The organism is Sphingomonas mollis (assembly GCF_016427505.1).
GTDB classification, from domain to species: domain Bacteria; phylum Pseudomonadota; class Alphaproteobacteria; order Sphingomonadales; family Sphingomonadaceae; genus Sphingomonas; species Sphingomonas mollis.
In genome coordinates this window covers 121,472-139,354 of record NZ_JAELXS010000003.1, presented here as the reverse complement: position 1 = coordinate 139,354, position 17,883 = coordinate 121,472, and the positions used below count along the sequence as shown (strand labels likewise).

Below are 17,883 nucleotides of genomic sequence, written 5' to 3'. Positions count from 1 at the left end.
TCATCGATGCTGATCCGCGCCGCCTCGTGAAACGAAGGGACGCCGCCCGCGATCTTGTGCATTGATGGCGAGATCATCAGTTCGGCACCGGGAGCATCATGGCCGTCACCGACATCGCGACCCGCACCTACGACCACGGTTTCCGCCTCGATCCGATCGTCCGCAGCCTGCTGGACACGGACTTCTACAAGCTGTTGATGCTGCAGATGATCCGGCACCTCTACCCGGATGTGCAGGCGACTTTCGCTCTTATCAACCGGACGAAGGCCGTGCGCCTGGCCGACGACATCGACGAGGGCGAGTTACGCGCCCAACTCGACCATGCGCGCACGGTGCGCTTCACCAAGAAGGAGTTGATCTGGCTCGCGGGCAACAGCTTTGCGGGACAGGCACGGATTTTCGAGCCCGATTTCATCGCCTGGCTCGCTGGTTTCCAACTGCCCGACTATGACCTGCGTCGCGTCGAGGGGCAGTTTGAACTTCGCTTTGCGGGACCGTGGGCGCACACGACGATGTGGGAAATCCCGGCGCTGACGATCATCAACGAACTCCGCTCGCGCGCCGCTACGCGGGACATGGGCCGCTTCACCCTCGACGTCCTCTATGCCCGCGCCAAGGCGAAGCTTTGGGACAAGGTGGAGCGATTGCGCGCCTTGCCCGATCTCGTCATTTCCGACTTCGGCACGCGTCGGCGCCATGGCTTCCTGTGGCAACGCTGGTGCGTCGAGGCCTTGAAGGAGGGATTGGGAAGTCGTTTCATCGGCACGTCCAATGTCCTGCTGGCGATGGACAACGACCTTGAGGCGATCGGCACCAATGCGCATGAACTGCCGATGGTGCTCGCCGCGCTGGCCGACAGCGACGAAGGTGTCGCCGCGGCCCCGTATCGCGTTCTCGACGACTGGCGGCGACATTATGCCGGCAACCTGCTGATCGTTCTGCCAGATGCGTTCGGCACCGCGTCCTTTCTGGCGCAGGCACCTGACTGGGTCGCGGACTGGACAGGCTTTCGCCCCGACAGCGCGCCACCGATCGTTGGCGGCGAGCAGATCATCCGCTGGTGGCAGGCGCATGGCCGTGATCCGGCGACCAAGCTGCTGATCTTTTCGGACGGCATGGACGTGGATTCCATCGAGGCGACCTATCGCCACTTCCACGGTCGGGTGCGAATGAGCTTCGGCTGGGGCACCAATCTCACCAACGACTTCCGCGGCTGCGCGCCTGATGCCACCGGCGGGCTGGAGCCCATTTCGCTGGTCGCCAAGGTCGTGACGGTCGACGGCCGCCCCGCCGTCAAGCTATCCGACAATCCCGCCAAGGCGACCGGCGAGCCTGCGGAAATCGCGCGCTATCTGCGCATCTTCGGCGAAGAAGGTAGATCGTCCCTGCCCGTCACGGTCTAGCCCTGAAGACCGGTTCGAACGATACCGCCAGCCGACTGAATCAGAAAAGGTCCTCGCATGCACCCTGCCCTTCTGGCCACAGCCGTTACCCTGATGCCGGTGGTATCGGACGCGCCGGCCCCGAAACCCGGCACGATCACCATCGTGGCCGGCGGTACCCAGACGGCGACCGATCCGGTGGTGGCGACGTTCGTGGGTGCTGTCAGCCATGCCGTCCTTCAGACCGGTTTCGCCCCCCTACCCGATACGGGTCACAGCCGTTACGTCGCCAAGGTGGAAGTGTCGCAGACATCGCGCGGCGTCGTCACGTCCTCCGGCAATGGATCGGCGTCGGCACCCGGTGTGAATTATCAGGGTTCCGGTCTGTCCCTAAGCCTTCCGTCGGGAAAACGTCAGTTGCACGGGCTCGTCGTGACCCGCCTCGACGTGATCGTCACGCTCCGCAGCGATGGCCAAATAGTCTGGTCCGGCACGGCGACCACGGCGCGTGTCGATGGAACCCGGGCTGGTGCGCCCGCCACTGTTGCAGCCGCCTTGTCCGAGGCACTGTTCGCGCGGTTTCCTCGACCGTTGCCGGGACCACTCTCGGTGCCGTAGTCATCAGCAAACAAGATGTTCATTCTGCGGTGCCGAAGGTGCCGACCCACGGGCGGGAGAAGGAGAACCCATGTTTCGACCATTGATCGCACTGGCCCTGATGATGGTCATGTCGACACCGGGGGACACCCGCGCGATCGCGCCCGCGCCGCTGCTGATGCCGGACATGCCGCTTCACGATCCTTGGATCGTCGTGGATAGCGCAACCGGGACCTACCACCTGTTCACCCGTAACGAGCGACGGATGACGGGCGACGGAAGGCTCGGGATCATGGCCTACACCAGCCGCGACCTGAAACACTGGACCAGACCGCGCATGATCTTCACGCTGCCGCCGGGTACTTGGGCGAACGACGGTGGCTGGGCACCGGAGGTCCACCGGTGGAAGAACCGCTGGTATCTGTTCGCGACCTTTTACAACGATAACGCCAGGCTGCCGGCCGAAGGTAAACGCCAGCCGGTCCGTCGCAGCACGATCCTGGCGGTGGCGGATCAGCTGGGTGGGCCTTTCCGGCTGGTGCGCGGTGGCGCGCCGGTGGTCGATGAAGGGCAGATGACGCTGGACGGGACGCTCTATGTCGATCCGGCGGGCAAGCCGTGGATGGTCTATGCCCATGAGTGGGTACAGGTCGGCGACGGGACGATCGAGGCGCTGCCGCTGACCGACGACCTCGCCGCCGCCGGCCCGCCGAAGGTGTTGTTCAAGGCGTCCGAGGCCGAATGGGCGGATGGCAAGCTGCAGAAGGAAGGCGATACGATCTACGTCACCGACGGGCCCGAACTATTCCGGACGCGGACGGGCGTGCTGCTGATGCTGTGGTCCAGTTACGACAAGCAGGGCTATGTCCAGGGTATCGCGCGATCGAAGAGTGGCGGGATCGAGGGACCGTGGGAGCAATTGCCGCCGCTGGTCCGCGGCGACAGCGGGCACGGTATGTTGTTCCGCCGACTGGACGGGACACTGATGATGGTCCTGCACCGCCCCTTCAACAACGCCCGCGGCAAGCTGTACCAGATGCACGACGCTGGCGATCGGATCGAGGTGGTGCGGGAAGCCACCGAACTGGATGGCGACCTGGCCGGTGCCTCCACCGATTGAGGAATAATTCGCTGAAGCGGGTGGACGCTTCAGCGGCCCTCGGCATCCACCGTAAAAACCATCGGCTTGCCGCGCGACATGGGCTCCCATCCCGCCGCCAGTGCCGCTCGTATCCCGCGGGAAACCGTTGCGTCATCGAGTTGAAGACGCCCCCGCTGCAACCCCTTCAACAAGCGTTTGGGCGGCGGGAACTCCAGCAACGCCTCGCGTTGGGTATCCCGCTGCCGAAGGGAAACGATCATGCCTTTCCAGCCATCGTCATCCGACCATTGCGGCTCACGCTGAAGTTGCCAGTCGTACGTCTCGCCATCCACATCGACGGCGCCATTATTGCTTCGGGAGTTCGACATGTGATCGGCCGTAGCATGCCGATGGTGCCAAGCCATGGCCCCATCGCTTCCGCGGCGCACCACCATGCTTCATCAACGACCACTTAAGATTATCGTTGGCTGGGGCGGCAGGATTCGAACCTGCGCATGGCGGCACCAAAAGCCGCTGCCTTACCGCTTGGCGACGCCCCAGCAACCGGCCGGGCTTATACCGGCGTCAGCGGCGTTGGAAACCCCGATAAGCATCGGGGACCAAATCACTTCAGTCCAGCCGGTGCAGCCAGCCATGCGGATCGGGCGCCGTACCACGCTGGATCGCGACCAGCGCCTGATGCAGGCGATCCGTCACCGAGCCGCCGGCGCCGTTGCCGATCGTGAAGTCGCCGTCACGATCCGCTACCTGACCGATCGGCGTCACGACCGCGGCGGTGCCGCAGGCGAACGCCTCGATCAACTGGCCGCTTTTGGCATCGTCGCGCCATTGGTCGATCGAATAGGGCTGCTCATACACGGTCATGCCCGCATCGCGGGCCAGCGTCAGAATCGAATCGCGGGTGATGCCCGGCAAGATGGTGCCCGTCAGCGGCGGGGTGCGCAGGCTGCCGTCTGCATGGACGAAGAACAGGTTCATGCCGCCCAGTTCCTCGATCCACCGGCGCTCGGCCGCATCGAGAAACACCACCTGGTCGCAACCACGCGCGATCGCATCCTTTTGCGCGATCAGGCTGGCGGCGTAGTTGCCGCCGCACTTGGCCGCCCCGGTGCCACCGGCCGCGGCGCGGGTATGTTCGCGGCTGACCCAGACCTTGATCGCCCGTACGCCGCCCTTCCAATAGGCGCCGACCGACGAAGCGATGACCATGTAGAGATATTCCGCTGACGGTTTGACGCCCAGGAACACCTCGGACGCGAACATGAACGGGCGCAGATACAGCGCGCCGTCGCCGTCCGGGATCCAGTCGCGATCGACCGCGACCAGCCGCTCGATCGATTCGATGAACATATCCTCGGGCAGTTCGGCCATCGCCATCCGGCGCGCCGAATCACGGAAACGGGCAGCGTTCGCTTCGGGGCGGAACAGCGCCGTGCCGCCATCGGCCAGCCGGTACGCCTTCATCCCCTCGAAAATCTCCTGCGCGTAATGCAGCACGGACGAGGCCGGATCGATCGTCAGCGGCACGCGGGCGGTGACATGCGCGTCATGCCATCCCTTGGCATCCGAGAAGCGGATGACGGCCATGTGATCGGTGAAGACCCGACCGAAACCGGGATCGATCAGACGCTCGGCACGCTCCGCCGCCGCGACGGGCGCGGCATGGGCATCGAGGCGGAAAACGGAAGGTTGAAGAACAGACATTCGCGACGATCTCGTTCGTGATGGGTTGCGGACGCGTATGAGGGCTGGTTAGACGGGTCAACATGGCTGCCCCAGCACACTCCGCACCCGCCCAATTCCTCCGCGAGCCCGAACTGCGCCGCGGCCTGGAACTCTTATACTTCGGTCATAGCTACCTCAACCGGTCAATCGATCAGGATCTGGCGACCCAGGGACTGGGCCGGGCGCATCACCGTGCGCTGTATTTCATCAGCCGCAAGCCCGACCTGACCGTGAGCGAGCTGTTGTCGTTGCTGGCGATCACCAAACAATCGCTGGGCCGCGTGCTGAATGAGTTGACCGACCGCGGTCTGGTAGAGAACCGACCCGGCGATCGCGACCGGCGCCAGCGGTTGCTGCGGCTAACCGAATCGGGTCGCAAGCTGGAAAGCGAGTTGTTCGAACAGGCCCGGCTGAAGATATCCGAGGCCTATTCCAGCGCCGGCCCCGCCGCAGTGGCGGGATTCTGGGCAGTGCTGGAGGGGCTAATCCCGGAACCCGGCCGCCCGCAGGTCGAGGCACTACGCCGCTGAGTTCGTTCGTAAGCGTCAGCCCCTCGCGGCCGACGCCATCTCCGCATTACGCCGGGCAGACGCCGCCAATGTGGCCGTCATCAACCGGATCAAGGCCTGATCCGAGTCCAGTACGTTGAGCCCCTCGCGCGTCGATCCACCCGGGCTGGCGACGCGATCGGCCAGCGTCGCAGGCGAATCGTCCGCCGCCACTGCCATCGCGGCAGAGCCCGCCAGCGTCGCCAGCGCCAGCCGTTGGGCCTGTTCGGCGGACAAACCCAGTGCCGCACCCGCCTCCGCCAGCGCATCCGCAAAGCGAAACACGAAGCCCGGGCCGCAGCCCGCCAGCGCCGTCACCGCATCGAACGCGCTTTCGTCCGCCACCCATTCGGCATGGCCGAGCGCGGCGGCCAGCGCATAGGCGGCATCGCGGACGGCGGCATTGGACGTATCCGTATAGAGCGCCGTCACCCCATGCCCGATCGCCACGGGCAGGTTCGGCATCGCCCGCACGATCGCATCCGCCGGGATGCGCCGGGCCAGTGCCGCCACCTCGACCCCGGCCAGGATCGACACCAGCATCGTGGGCCGCAACCCGGCCAGCATCGGTGCGACGATGTCGAGTTGTTGCGGCTTTACCGCCAGCATCAGCGTGGCGGGGCGTTCGTCGGCAGGAATGGCCGTCAGCGAGCGAACGCCGGCCGGCGCGCTTGCGCCGCTACGGGTTACGACCGTCACGCTCGCCGGATCGAGTCCGGCCGCGATCCAGCGCCGCAGCATCGCGCCGCCCATATTGCCGCAACCGATCGACCACAGCGGGCCGGAGGGGAACGCGGGGATGCTCATGCCTCGCCCTGCGTCTCGACCAGCGCCGCCGCCAGTGCTTCCTTGGGGCTTTTGCCGCCCCAGAGGACGAACTGGAACACTGGATAGAAGCGTTCGCATTCCTCGATCGCCGATTCGACCAGCAGCTCCGCACCGCTCAGCGTCAGCGTGCGATCCTCATCGCCATCGATCATTGCGGCATGGCGGAACAGCAGGATGCCGCTCGACGACCAAAGCTCGAAATGACCGATCCACAGTTGCTCGTTGACCAGCCCGATCGTCTCGTAGATCGCGGCCCGACGATCATCCGTCACCTTGATATCGGGGAAGGCGAGGAACTGCAGCACGCTGTCGTCCTCGCGCCACAAGGCGCGCAACTCGTACGTCGCCCAACTGCCCTTTACCGACGCGACGATCTCGTCGTCCTGACGTTCATGCTCCCAGCTATGCGCGGCATAATAGGCTTCGAGCATATCGATGGGGGCGGCATCGTCCTCGTCATGATCGGCTTGATTGAGCATCGGCTCCTTTTCGCACGTGTGCGCACCGCGGGGAAGCGGTGGCGCGTGATATCCGGGGTTAGATGGGGCAGCAAAAGCGGCCCTGCCGTCTTTACACGGTGGGGATCGGATCGCTCGACCTGGCTTCCAGCGCATCGAGCCGGGCGCGCAGGACGACGGCTTCGTCACGCGCCGCCGCTGCCATCGCCTTCACCGCGTCGAATTCCTCGCGGCTGACGAAATCGAGACCGCCGATCCATTCGCGGGCACGCGTGCGGGCGCTCGACTCCGCCTCGCGACCCATGCCGGCGATGGTGCCCGCTGCCCCGTTGACGAACTTGGACAGGTCATCGAAAATGCGATTGTCGGATTGCATGGCGGTATTCCTGCTACAGATCGGTATCGTCACAACATTTGGGATGTGCGGGCCGACGGCACAAGGGTTTCGGCGTCGGGGTTCATCCGGTCGATGCTCCATGTCAGCACGCCGGCAAAACTGATCCACACCAGATACGGCACCATCAACCATGCCGCGATCGTCCGTACGCGGGCGAAGGCGATGGTGGTGGCGATCCCGACGACGACCATCGCCGCGATCAGGCCGATCGCCGCCGTGACGCGGTGGGCGCCGAAGAACAGCGGCATCCAGCCGAGCGACAGCGCGAACCCCAGCATGAACAACCCCGTCGCCAGCGCCCGCCCCCGCGCCCCGCGCGCGTTCAGCACGATCGCCAGCGCCACGCCCATCAGGATGTAGATCGTCGTCCAGGCGACCGGGAAAGCCCAGTCGGGTGGCGTCTGGGCCGGCTTGGCCAGCGCCTGATACCAGATATTGTCCGAACCCGCAGGCGCCGTCCTGCCCGACGCGAAACCCAACAGCAGGACGAGCGGCACCGTGACCACCGCCCAGCGCAGCAACGACATGCGGAGTTGCCCCTTCGATGCGATCGCGCCCACATTACCTCCGTCATTGCCGCCCGCCGGGGCGCTTCCGCATCTTCCTGCCGCAACGATATCGATCGGTAAACCTTGCGGACGAAATGTCCGCCGGGGTCAGCCGCGGATGGCGCCGATCAGGAACTCGACATTACCTTCCGGGCCGGTGATCGGGCTGGGCACCACACCCATGACATGCCAACCCTGTTGGGTGAGCCAGTCCGTCACGGCTGCGCAGACGCGGGCATGCACGGCGGGATCGCGGACGACGCCGCCCTTGCCCACCTCCTCGCGCCCCGCCTCGAACTGGGGCTTGATGAGCGCGCATAGACGGGCCTTCGGGCCGGCGAAACTGAGGGGGCGTTCCAGCACCTTGGCCAGACCGATGAAGCTGGCATCGCAGACGATCAGGTCGATCGGTTCGGGGATGTGCGCGGCGGTAAGGATACGGGCGCTGGTCTGTTCGTGGACCACGACGCGCGGGTCCTGGCGCAGCTTCCACGCCAGTTGGTTGGTGCCGCTGTCGATCGCATAGACGCGGGCTGCCCCGCGCTGGAGCATCACGTCGGTGAAGCCGCCGGTGGACGAGCCGACATCGATCGCGACCGCATCGGTAACGTCCCAGCCGAAATGGTCGAGGCCATGCGCCAGCTTGATACCGCCCCGCGACACCCAGGGATGGTCGCGGCCCCGGACGTCCAGCAGGACACCGTCGGCCAGTTGCTGGCCCGGCTTGTCGATCTTGCGATCGCCCGCGAAGACCAGCCCGGCCATGATGAGCGCCTGCGCCCGTGCCCGCGATTCGACGAGGCCCCGGTCGACGAGCATCTGGTCTGCGCGCATCTTGGCCATGCGACGGCCCTACGGCGAACACATGTCCCGGTGCAAGGAGAGCGACGCCGCCGGGTTTGCGATGCGATGTCCGGCGGGTAAGGCGAAAGACATGATGATGACGAGACGGATGGTCGGCGGCATCGCGGCTGCGGCCTGCGCCCTGATATCGACCGGCGATGGCCGGGCGGAGATCGCGGCGTTCGATCTGGCCGGGCCGCGCCTGACGGTGACGGTGAAGCATGGCGGCGTCACTCTGCCGATCACGCAGGTGCCCAATCTGTCGGCGGGCGACGAGGTGCTGGTGCGCGCCGACCTGCCGGTCGATCAGGGTGCGCGGTATCTGCTGGTCGTCGGCTTCCTGCGCGGCGCGACCAATCCGCCGCCCAAGAACTGGTTCTTCAAGGCCGAGACGTGGAAGCCCAAGAATCGAGACCTGCGGCTGACCGTGCCGAAGGGCGCGCAACAGGTCGTCGCGTTTCTGGCGCCGGAGACGGGGGGCGATTTCGGGACGCTGACCGGCGCGGTGCGGGGCCGACCGGGCGCGTTCGTGCGGGCGTCTCAGGACCTGAACCAGGCGGCGCTCGACCGGGCGCGGCTCGATACCTATGTCGCCGGCGTCAACCGCCGCGATGCGGAGGGGGGTAGCCGGGTCGAGGTCGCCTCCCCCTTGCTGGCGCGCAGTCTGGCGATCCAGTTGAAGGCGGATTGCCTGGCGAAACCGGCCGAGTTGCAGGCGGGGTGCTTGACCGCGGGGCGGGACTCGCTGGTGTTGAGCGACGGGCATAGCAGTTCGCTGGCGGAGGCGTTGACCGGCACGCCGACCGATCTGGCGTTCCAGCTGGCGGCGACGCCGCAGGGCGGCCTGGGCTATTACAGTCCGTATATCGGCGTGGTGCGCGACGTGGCGCGCCTGCTGGGTGCATTCCGGACGGCCAATTATCAGTATATCCCGGCACTGGCGACGCATGACGGCGATGCGCTCGCCCTACTGTTGAATGCGGCCCCCTCGTTCAGCAAACCGCTATCGGTACTGGTGACGGCCCTGCCGCCGGTCGGCCCGGCGTCATTGCCGCCGCTGCGCGCGACGGAGCCGGCGGCGCGATACTGTCTGGCGCGACCGGGACTGGCGTTGCCGGTGGAGGGGGCGCCGCTGATCTATGCCACCCGCTATGCCCGCAACGTCGCGCTGCGCGTGGCGGGGCGGGACGGGCGCGAGATCGACCTGCCGGTGGTGGCGGATGCGGAAAAGGGCGGCTTCGTGGTGAAGGGCGATCTGCCGAGGGCATCGGCGTTCGAACCGGAACTTACCGGGCGGCTGCATGGCGAGTGGGGCTTCGTACCCTTCGATGGTCCCCGCTTTGCGCTGCAAAGTCCGCAAGGGCCGTCATGGCATCCCGACGATGGCGACGGCGCGACGCTGGTGGCGGGGCGCGACAATGCGCTGGCGCTGACCGGCGCGGCACCGGCCTGTGTCGCGAACATCGAGATAAAGCTGCCGGGCGGCAACACGCGGGCGGTGACGTGGGAGCAGCGTGGCGCCAACGGGCTAACGGCCAAACTGCCGCTCGGCGACGTGCCGCCGGGCGACGTCACGGTGCGGATCGGGCAATATGGCGTGGCCGATCCGATCGAGTTCAAGCTGACTGCCTATGCCGAAGCGAGCCGGATCGATTCGTTCACGCTGCATGCGGACGACCGGTCGGGCGTGCTGACGGGGGCGCGGCTGGACAAGGTGGCGGCGCTGACGATCGACGGCAGTCGCTTCGTGCCGGGCGCGCTGGCACGCGTGGAGGGGGGCGACCGGCTGACGCTGACTGCCGAGGCGGCGCCGGCGCTGGCGGTGGGCGATGCGAAGACGGGCAAGGTGACGCTGATCGACAAGCGGATCGTGAACGCGCGGGTGACGGTGGCCCCGCCGCGACCGGCCGCGACGCTGATCGGGCGGAGCGTGACGGTGCCGGCGACGCCCGTCGCGATCGCGCTGCCCGAGGGGGTCGTGTCGCAATATGGCCGCCTGACCTTTTCATTACGGGCGGCGGGCGGCACGCGGTTCGCGACGGATGACCGGGTGGAGGTGGCGACCGCCGACGACGCGACGACGACGGTCGGTGTCAGTTTGCAGGACCCGCAGGTCGCGGTCGTCAGCCTGACGCCGGGGGCGGTGCTGGGTGTCGGGGCGGCGGGGCCGTTGCGGTTCCGGTTGGTGCAGGGTGGCGTGGCGAGCGACTGGCAGCCGCTGGGGACACTGGCCCGGGTACCGACGCTGCGGACGGCGGCGTGCAAGGATAGCTGTACGGTGACCGGCAGCGACCTGTTCCTGCTGCGGTCGGTGGGCGGCGCGGCGATGCCGGAGGGCTTTACCGGCGACAGCCTGTCCGCGCCGAAGCCGGCGAGCGGCCCCCTGCCCGTCAGCCTGCGCGATGCGCCCGATGTGGCGGCCAGTATCGAGGTGACCCGATGACGACCCATGAGATCGAGACGATCGAGAGCCGCACCGCCTATCGCAACCGATGGATGCATGTCCGCGAGGATCAGGTACGGCGGGCGGATGGGTCGACGGGCATCTACGGCGTGGTCGAGAAGCCCGACTTCGCGGTGATCGTGCCGGTGGATGCGGACGGGTCGCTGCATCTGGTGGAGCAGTACCGGTATCCGGTGAAGGGGCGGTACTGGGAGTTTCCACAAGGGGCATGGGAACATGCGCCGGACGCCGATCCGGTCGAGCTGGCGCGCGGCGAGCTGCGTGAGGAGACGGGCTTGGTCGCGGGGCGGATGACGCGGATCGGCCATCTGTTCACGGCGGTGGGTTACTCGACGCAAGGATGCCATGTGTTCCTGGCGGAGGAACTGACCCGGACGGAGACGGCGCTGGAGGTGGAGGAACAGGGCCTCGTCACCGGCACTTTCACGCGCGAGGCGGTGGTCGCGATGATCCGCGACGGGACGATCAAGGACGCGACGACGGTCGCTGCGTTGGGACTGATCGACCTGATGGGAGTCCGCTGAACCCCGGGTTATTGCGAATCGAAGTTCACAGAAGTTCGCACTCAAGAAGCTATTTCGTTGCCGCTCGGACGGCTTTGCCCTGCCACCTTCTCTAGAGCATCGAGCGCTTAGTCCAACCCGTTCGTGCTGAGCGAAGTCGAAGCACTTTTCGGAGAGGGAGCCTTCGACTTCGCTCAGGCCGAACGGTTAGGGGATGGGTCCACTTCTCGCAATTTGTTCGATCACGAGGCGATCGGACAAAAAAAGGCCGGGACTAGCCCGGCCAAAAGTTTTTAGGAGAGGATGCCTGAAAGGCGATTTCCTTTTGCAGTGCAGCGAAGATTAAATCAATTGCTTTATGCAATCTTCAGCATGCAAAGATTGCAATCGGTTGTCGGAATCAGTTCGCGCCGCAGCTGACCGGCCCCGGCGGGGCGCTGGCGATGCGGATGCCCGAGATGTCGATGTCGAGCTTGCCGGCGGTCTCCATCATGAAGCTGCGCGTCATTTTCTTCATGTCGACACCGCCATCGGCGAAGCAATGGAGCGGCACGGCCATCGTGCCCCAGCTGTTCGCCGCCGCCGTGAGTGCGCCGCCGACCGGCACGGTGGCGGTCTTGCCGCCCTCCATCCCGATCGTCACCGGGCCGGTCGGCTTGGCGCGCAGGCGGTAATCGACCACGATGCTGAGCTGGCCATTGCTTTCGCGGCTGACGTCGATCGGCATCGCCTGTTCGACGGCGAGGCGGCCCTTGCCGGTGCCGCTCCACGCAAGGCGCAGCGTATCCTCCTGCGCATTGCGATCGGTGCGGGTCAGGAGGACGGCGCCGGTCGTTTCCAGACGGGCACCGGCGGCGGCGCGGCCACGGGTGAACAGCGCGTTCTGATCGCCGCCGGTCACGGCCGGGCGCGTCTCGTCCAGCGTCGCCACCGTCGCGGGCGCGGCATAGGTCAGGCCGTAACCGATCGGGAACAGCGGGTCATAATTCGGATCACGCCTGTTAAGGACATACTGGTCGAGCCGCTTCGGCCAGCTGAAGCTGAGCTTGCCGTGGAAATCGCGCTGCGGCCGGCCGTTCTTTGCCGCGACCAGCACGTCGGCGACGCCGCCACCCTCGGTACCCGGCAGAAACGCTGCGACGAAGGCGTCGGCGACGTTCATCTCCGGGTTCACCCAGAGCGGTCGGCCGGACAGGAACACCGCGACGGTGGGAATGCCCGCCGCCTTCAGCTTCTTGAGCAGCGCGATATCGGACTTGTCCTCAGGACTGTATTCCAGCGTCGGGCGATCGCCGGTGAATTCGGCATAGGGCGTCTCGCCGAACACGACGACGGCGACATCGGGCTTCGCGGCATAGCTGCCGTCCGCCGACAGCGTCGCCTTGCCCCCGGCGGCGCGGATCGCCTGATCCATGCCGGACCAGATCGACTGGCCGTTGGGGAAATCCTTGTTCCTGACGTCGGTGCCCTGCCACGTGATCGACCAGCCGCCGGACTGCATGCCGATATCGTCCGCTGCGCGACCGGCGACGAGGATGTTGGCGCCAGCCTTCAGCGGCAGGACGCTGCCGTTGTTCTTCAGCAGGACGAGCGATTCGGCGACCGCCTGACGCGCGATGGCGCGGTGTTCGGGACTGCCGAGCAGGTCGAACTTGCCGGCGGTCGGGCGCGACGAGGGGCGACCCGCCTCGAACGTGCCGGCCAGCACCTTGACGCGCAGGATGCGGCGGACCGCATCGTCGAGGCGCGCGGGCGTGATCTGGCCCGACTTCGCCTCACGCAGGGTGTTGTCGTACAGCTGCTTCCAGCCGGGGCCGGAATACATGAACATGTCGAGGCCGGCGTTGATCGCCGCCGGGCAATCCTCGTTGGTGCAGCCCTGCACCTGACCATGCGCGTTCCAGTCGCCGATGGTGAAGCCGTCGAAGCCCCAACGCTCCTTCAGCACGCCGGTCAGCAGGCTCTTGTTGCCGGTCATCTTCTCGCCGTTCCAGCTGGAGAAGCTGGGCATCACGGTCAGCGCCCCGGCCTCCAGCGAGGTGCGATAGCCGGCCGCGTGGACGTCGCGCAGCACCGCTTCGGGGACGCGGGTGTCGCCCTGATCGCGGCCGCCGGTGCCGCCGTCGCCAAGGAAATGCTTCACCGACGAGATGACGTGACCAGGCTTCATGAAGTCGGCGCCGACCGCTCCCTGAATGCCCTCGACCATCTGGCCGGCATAGGAGGCGACGATCGCGGGGTCCTCGGAATAGCTTTCAAAGGTGCGACCCCAGCGGTCGTCCTGCACGACGGCGACGGTGGGGGCGAAGCTCCAGTCGATGCCGGTGGCGGCGGTTTCGGCGGCGGTGGCCGCGCCGATCCGCTTGATGAGCGCGGGATCGCGCATCGCGCCGAGGCCGATGTTGTGTGGGAAGAGCGTGGCGCCGACGATATTGTTGGCGCCGTGGACCGCATCGGTCCCCCAGATGACGGGGACGACGGGGCGGTCATCGGTGCGCTTCACCGATGCGTCGTAGAACGCGTCGAACAGCTTCAGCCATTCGGGCGCGGGGGCGAGTTCGTCATTGTTCGGCGCGGAGTTGCCGCCGTTCAGGATCGAGCCGAGCTTGTAGGTTTCCAGATCCTTCGGCGTGATGCTGGCGATGTCGACCTGAAGCAACTGGCCGACCTTGTCCTCGATCGACATGCGTTTCAGCATGGCATCGACGCGCGCCTCGACCTTCGGGTCCGGCTTGCGCTTCAGGTTCAGGAGTGGCCACTGCGCAGGGTGGGCTAAGGGCGACAATTGCTGCGCCATCGTCTGCTGCGCCATCAGGGGCGCGGCGGCCACCGTCGTCAGCACCAGACCCATCGCCGCACCGGCGGCCCATATCGTGTTGCGCATCGTCATCTGCCCTTCGCATCCTCAACCGTAATTGCCGTCTACTATGCGGCCATGACCGGACCAAAGACTGGTTAGCGCTACCTGTCAATAATTCGTATTTCAATTTGGCTTTTTCCGGACGCTGTGCTTGATGCCGCGCGGGCGGCGGCAACGACCGCGATACGGGAGGATGACATGCGCAAGGCACGGACGGCGGCGGTATCGCGCTCGGCAAGACTGGGAATTTTGGTGACGATACTGGCGGGCACCCTGCCCGCGATCGCGACGGCGCAGACCTATGGCCCGATCAATGCGGACCTGCCCCCCGGCGGCGACAGCTATGTCCGCGCGATCGGCGGCGATGGTGCGGCGGCGGTGGCGGCACCGGCCTGGACGCTGTCCGGCTGGGTCGAGCCGCGCGCCATCGCGACCGGCACCGTACTGGTGGCGGGTTTCGGCGAGGCGGCGACGGGGCCAAGGCGGTATCTGGCACTGACCGATGGCCGCCCCGCCCTCGTCACCGATAGTGGCACGCTGACCGCGCCGGCGCGGCTGGTGGCCGGGCGCTGGCGCTATGTCGCGGCGACGGTGGATGCCGGTGTCGCGCGGTTGTTCGTCGATGGGCGGCAGGTGGCGCAGGGCCGCGTTGCCGCCGCGCCGGTCGCCCCCGTGGCGACGCTGGCGCCGCGTATCGGCGCCACGGCGTTTGCCGGACGGGTCGCCGGGTTCCAGCTGGAACAGGGGGCGTTGACCGCCGCAGACCTGCGCGGCCGGGCCGCGACGCAGCCCGATGTCGCCGCCATCACCTTCCAGACCGGCAGCCCGCACTGGCCGGTGCAGGTGCAGCAGATGTACGGGCAGAAGGTGCCGCAGGACGCGTGGACGCTGCCCCGGTCGAAGGCGCCGATCCCCGCTCCCGTCGCCAAGCCGCTGCCGACCGGCCCCGCGCTGGTCGCGACCGCACCGGGCAAGTGGGACATCGCCGGCTGGCGGCTGGCCGAGGCGCCGAAGGTGACGGCAGCGGGGGCTGTCCTAAGCCGCGCCGGTTTCGATGCGAGCCGCTGGTATGCGGCGACGGTGCCGGGCACGGTGCTGACGACGCTGGTCGATCGCGGCGTTTATCCCGATCCCGCGTACGGCCTGAACAACACCGTGATCCCCGAAAGCCTCGCGCGGCAGGATTACTGGTATCGCAGCGAGTTCGACGTGCCCGCCGACGCCGCCGGCAAGCGCCAGTGGCTGACCTTCAAAGGCGTGAACTATGCGGCCGAGGTGTGGGTGAACGGCGTGATGGTCGGCACGATGAAGGGCGCGTTCATCCGGGGCCGCTTCCCGGTGACGCTGGCGGCCGGGCGCAACGCGGTGGCGGTGAAGGTGTCGCCGCCGCCGCACCCCGGCATCGCGCATGAGGAATCGCTGACCGCCGGCGTCGGCGAGAATGGCGGCATGATGATGCTGGACGGCCCGACTTTCGTCGCGACCGAGGGGTGGGACTGGATTCCCAGCATCCGCGATCGCAACACCGGCCTGTGGCAGGGCGTGACGCTGGAGGCGACGGGCGCGGCGACGATCGGCGACGCGCATGTCGTGACCGCGCTGCCACGCGCAGACAATTCGGTGGCGGAGGTGGAGATCACGACGCCGATGACGAACAGCGGCACGACCCCCGTCACCGCCACGGTGCGCGCGACGTTCGACGACGTGACGGTCGAGAAGCAGGTGCAGCTAGCCGCCGGGCAGAGCGCCGATGTGGTGATGAAGCCGTCCGAATTCCGGCAACTGTCGGTGCGCAATCCGAAGCTGTGGTGGCCGAACGGTTACGGCGAGCAGGCGCTGCACGACCTGACGCTGACCGCGACGGTCGATGGCCGGGCGAGCGACGAGAGGAAACTGCGCTTCGGGATGCGACAGGTGACGTACGACCTGTCGCTGATGGATCAGAAAGACGAGCTGGAGCGCGTGACGGTCGACCTGACCAAGGCGCGGGCGCTGGGGCAGAAGATCGTCGACGGATCGCATACCGGCATCCGCAAGGTCGCGGGCGGCTGGGCAGCGAGTCTGGAGCCGGGAGCGGAACGCTCGCCAGCGGTCACGCCGGCGAAGGACGATCCGCGCCTGTCGCCCTATCTGACGATCCGTGTCAACGGCGTGAAGATCGCGGCGCGCGGCGGCAATATCGGCATGGACGACTTCATGAAGCGCATCGACCGGGCGCATCTGGAGCCGATGTTCCGGCTGCACAAGGACGCGCATCAGAACATCATCCGCAACTGGGTGGGACAGAATACCGAAGACAGTTTCTTCGATCTGGCCGACGAATATGGCCTGATGGTGCTGAGCGACTTCTGGGAATCGACGCAGGACTATAATATCGAGGCGCAGGACCCGGTGCTGTTCGTGAAGAACGCGACCGACGTGGTGAAGCGCTATCGCAACCACCCGTCGATCGTCGTGTGGTTCGGGCGCAACGAGGGCGTGCCGCAGCCGATCCTGAACGAAGCGCTGGAAGACCTGATCCACAGCCAAGACGGCACGCGCCTGTACATGGGGTCGTCCAACCGGGTGAACCTGCAGAATTCCGGTCCATACAACTGGCGGCCGCCGGTCGAGTATTTCACCACCCATGCCAAGGGCTTCTCGGTCGAGAGCGGCACGCCGTCGCTGCCGACGCTGGAGGCGTGGAAGCGGGCGATCCCGGCGGCCGATCAATGGCCGATCAGCGATGCGTGGGCCTATCACGACTGGCACCAGACCGGGAACGGCGCGGTGAAGACGTACATGGATGCGCTGGCGACGCGGTTCGGCGCGGGCACCTCGCTGGAGGATTTCGAGCGCAAGGCGCAGATGATGCAGTACGAGTCGTACCGCGCCATCTTCGAGGGGATGAATGCGGGCCTGTGGACCGAGCATTCCGGGCGGATGCTGTGGATGACGCAGCCGGCCTGGCCGTCGTCGGCATGGCAGATATTCTCGTCGGATTACGACACGCAGGCCAGCTTCTATGGCGTGAAGAAGGCGTCGGAGCCGGTGCATGTCCAGATGAACCTGCCGGGTGGCGAGGTCGTGCTGGTCAACAACCGGCTGGCCGACCTGCGCGGCGTGACGGTGTCGGCGAAGGTCGTCGATCTGGCGGGCAAGCCGCTCGCGGATCGCACCGCGACGATCACGGGCGCGCATGAGGCGGCGAGCGCGGCGTTCACGCTAGACCTGCCGCGCCTGACCGCGGGCGGCGTCGCGCTGATCGCGTTGAAGGCGACGGATGCGAAGGGCGTCGAGCTGTCGAACAACTTCTATTGGCAGGCGGCGACCGATGCGCAGTTCCGGGCGATGAACGCGCTGGCGCCGGTGACGCTGGAAACGAGCGCCGCGCGGACGACGGTGGGCGACGAGACGGAGATGCGCGTCACGGTGCGCAATCCGGGCGCGGTGCCGGCAATCGAGACGAAGCTGACGGTGATGAACGCGGACGGCACGCAGGTGCTGCCGGCGTATTTTTCCGACAATTATGTCTCGCTGCTGCCGGGCGAAAGCCGGGTGGTGACGATCCGCTATCCGAGCGCGAAGGCGCGCGGCGAGACGGTCGCTCTGCGTGGCTGGAATGTCGCGCCCGCGACGGTACGATAAG

At 66.7% G+C, this 17,883-nt stretch carries 15 protein-coding genes and 1 tRNA gene; 7 read left to right on the top strand and 9 right to left on the bottom strand.

All coding sequences use genetic code 11. The features are described from left to right. The first annotated feature begins 98 nt into the window (after window positions 1–98). The 3 genes from pncB (at window position 99) to JAO74_RS06520 (ending at window position 3,099) form a co-directional block, all read left to right on the top strand. Window positions 99–1,403 carry a nicotinate phosphoribosyltransferase gene (gene pncB / locus JAO74_RS06530; protein WP_199036301.1) on the top strand — a complete coding sequence of 435 codons (1,305 nt, stop codon included), beginning with the start codon at window positions 99–101 and terminating at the stop codon, window positions 1,401–1,403. Window positions 1,404–1,460: 57 nt separating this feature from the next. Continuing rightward, window positions 1,461–2,000 (top strand): hypothetical protein, encoded by a 540-nt coding sequence (locus JAO74_RS06525; protein ID WP_199036300.1) that lies wholly within the window; start codon window positions 1,461–1,463, stop codon window positions 1,998–2,000. A 70-nt stretch (window positions 2,001–2,070) separates the two neighbouring features. Then, complete coding sequence (locus JAO74_RS06520) at window positions 2,071–3,099, top strand: glycoside hydrolase family 43 protein (protein ID WP_199036299.1); 1,029 nt, start codon at window positions 2,071–2,073, stop codon at window positions 3,097–3,099. Window positions 3,100–3,128: 29 nt separating this feature from the next. Here JAO74_RS06520 and JAO74_RS06515 read toward each other — a convergent pair whose 3' ends face one another. The 3 genes from JAO74_RS06515 to JAO74_RS06505 all read right to left on the bottom strand — a co-directional run bounded on the left by JAO74_RS06515 (window position 3,129) and on the right by JAO74_RS06505 (window position 4,785). After that, window positions 3,129–3,449 carry a hypothetical protein gene (locus tag JAO74_RS06515; RefSeq protein WP_199036297.1) on the bottom strand — a complete coding sequence of 107 codons (321 nt, stop codon included), beginning with the start codon at window positions 3,447–3,449 and terminating at the stop codon, window positions 3,129–3,131. 96 nt (window positions 3,450–3,545) lie between these two features. Next, window positions 3,546–3,620, bottom strand: a tRNA-Gln gene (locus JAO74_RS06510). 70 nt (window positions 3,621–3,690) lie between these two features. Further along, the gene (locus tag JAO74_RS06505; protein ID WP_199036296.1) at window positions 3,691–4,785 is read right to left on the bottom strand and encodes a branched-chain amino acid aminotransferase; all 1,095 of its coding nucleotides are present in this window, start codon (window positions 4,783–4,785) and stop codon (window positions 3,691–3,693) included. A 62-nt stretch (window positions 4,786–4,847) separates the two neighbouring features. Between JAO74_RS06505 and JAO74_RS06500 the strand changes: the two genes are divergently transcribed. Continuing rightward, window positions 4,848–5,336, top strand: coding sequence for a MarR family winged helix-turn-helix transcriptional regulator (locus tag JAO74_RS06500; RefSeq protein ID WP_199036295.1), 489 nt, complete (start codon window positions 4,848–4,850; stop codon window positions 5,334–5,336). Window positions 5,337–5,351: 15 nt separating this feature from the next. Here JAO74_RS06500 and JAO74_RS06495 read toward each other — a convergent pair whose 3' ends face one another. From JAO74_RS06495 to JAO74_RS06475, 5 genes are all read right to left on the bottom strand, one after another. Next, window positions 5,352–6,161 carry a pyrroline-5-carboxylate reductase family protein gene (locus tag JAO74_RS06495; RefSeq protein WP_233150742.1) on the bottom strand — a complete coding sequence of 270 codons (810 nt, stop codon included), beginning with the start codon at window positions 6,159–6,161 and terminating at the stop codon, window positions 5,352–5,354. Next, window positions 6,158–6,661, bottom strand: a complete 504-nt coding sequence (locus tag JAO74_RS06490) for a type III secretion system chaperone family protein (protein ID WP_199036294.1) — start codon at window positions 6,659–6,661, stop codon at window positions 6,158–6,160. The genes JAO74_RS06495 and JAO74_RS06490 overlap by 4 nt, the downstream gene beginning before the upstream one ends. A 91-nt stretch (window positions 6,662–6,752) precedes the next feature. Next, a complete protein-coding gene (locus JAO74_RS06485) occupies window positions 6,753–7,016 on the bottom strand; it encodes an accessory factor UbiK family protein (RefSeq protein ID WP_199036293.1) in 264 nt (87 codons plus the stop codon). Between the two features lie 29 nt (window positions 7,017–7,045). Next, entirely contained in the window at window positions 7,046–7,597 is a 552-nt protein-coding gene (locus JAO74_RS06480; protein ID WP_332908742.1) for a TspO/MBR family protein, read from the bottom strand. Window positions 7,598–7,693: 96 nt separating this feature from the next. Next, window positions 7,694–8,428, bottom strand: coding sequence for a TlyA family RNA methyltransferase (locus JAO74_RS06475; protein WP_199036292.1), 735 nt, complete (start codon window positions 8,426–8,428; stop codon window positions 7,694–7,696). Window positions 8,429–8,519: 91 nt separating this feature from the next. Here JAO74_RS06475 and JAO74_RS19045 point away from each other — a divergent pair, with 91 nt between their 5' ends. Together JAO74_RS19045 and JAO74_RS06465 are read left to right on the top strand one after the other, a co-directional pair. Continuing rightward, entirely contained in the window at window positions 8,520–10,871 is a 2,352-nt protein-coding gene (locus JAO74_RS19045; protein ID WP_269845930.1) for a hypothetical protein, read from the top strand. Then, complete coding sequence (locus JAO74_RS06465; protein WP_199036290.1) at window positions 10,868–11,416, top strand: NUDIX domain-containing protein; 549 nt, start codon at window positions 10,868–10,870, stop codon at window positions 11,414–11,416. Before JAO74_RS19045 ends, JAO74_RS06465 begins: the two co-directional genes overlap by 4 nt. A 379-nt stretch (window positions 11,417–11,795) precedes the next feature. Here the strand turns inward: JAO74_RS06465 and JAO74_RS06460 are convergent, their stop codons facing one another. Next, a complete protein-coding gene (locus tag JAO74_RS06460) occupies window positions 11,796–14,285 on the bottom strand; it encodes a glycoside hydrolase family 3 protein (protein WP_416194292.1) in 2,490 nt (829 codons plus the stop codon). Between the two features lie 168 nt (window positions 14,286–14,453). On the opposite strand from JAO74_RS06460, the gene JAO74_RS06455 reads away from it, so the two are divergent. Then, window positions 14,454–17,882 (top strand): glycosyl hydrolase 2 galactose-binding domain-containing protein, encoded by a 3,429-nt coding sequence (locus tag JAO74_RS06455; protein ID WP_199036288.1) that lies wholly within the window; start codon window positions 14,454–14,456, stop codon window positions 17,880–17,882. The last annotated feature ends 1 nt before the right edge of the window (window position 17,883 follow it).

Bases quoted from the DNA above. Each gene is read 5' to 3' on its own strand.
- pncB (WP_199036301.1), top strand. From the start codon at position 99: ATGGCCGTCACCGACATCGCGACCCGCACCTACGACCACGGTTTCCGC.
- JAO74_RS06525 (WP_199036300.1), top strand. From the start codon at position 1,461: ATGCACCCTGCCCTTCTGGCCACAGCCGTTACCCTGATGCCGGTGGTA.
- JAO74_RS06520 (WP_199036299.1), top strand. From the start codon at position 2,071: ATGTTTCGACCATTGATCGCACTGGCCCTGATGATGGTCATGTCGACA.
- JAO74_RS06515 (WP_199036297.1), bottom strand. From the start codon at position 3,449: ATGTCGAACTCCCGAAGCAATAATGGCGCCGTCGATGTGGATGGCGAG.
- JAO74_RS06505 (WP_199036296.1), bottom strand. From the start codon at position 4,785: ATGTCTGTTCTTCAACCTTCCGTTTTCCGCCTCGATGCCCATGCCGCG.
- JAO74_RS06500 (WP_199036295.1), top strand. From the start codon at position 4,848: ATGGCTGCCCCAGCACACTCCGCACCCGCCCAATTCCTCCGCGAGCCC.
- JAO74_RS06495 (WP_233150742.1), bottom strand. From the start codon at position 6,161: ATGAGCATCCCCGCGTTCCCCTCCGGCCCGCTGTGGTCGATCGGTTGC.
- JAO74_RS06490 (WP_199036294.1), bottom strand. From the start codon at position 6,661: ATGCTCAATCAAGCCGATCATGACGAGGACGATGCCGCCCCCATCGAT.
- JAO74_RS06485 (WP_199036293.1), bottom strand. From the start codon at position 7,016: ATGCAATCCGACAATCGCATTTTCGATGACCTGTCCAAGTTCGTCAAC.
- JAO74_RS06475 (WP_199036292.1), bottom strand. From the start codon at position 8,428: ATGGCCAAGATGCGCGCAGACCAGATGCTCGTCGACCGGGGCCTCGTC.
- JAO74_RS19045 (WP_269845930.1), top strand. From the start codon at position 8,520: ATGATGATGACGAGACGGATGGTCGGCGGCATCGCGGCTGCGGCCTGC.
- JAO74_RS06465 (WP_199036290.1), top strand. From the start codon at position 10,868: ATGACGACCCATGAGATCGAGACGATCGAGAGCCGCACCGCCTATCGC.
- JAO74_RS06460 (WP_416194292.1), bottom strand. From the start codon at position 14,285: ATGACGATGCGCAACACGATATGGGCCGCCGGTGCGGCGATGGGTCTG.
- JAO74_RS06455 (WP_199036288.1), top strand. From the start codon at position 14,454: ATGCGCAAGGCACGGACGGCGGCGGTATCGCGCTCGGCAAGACTGGGA.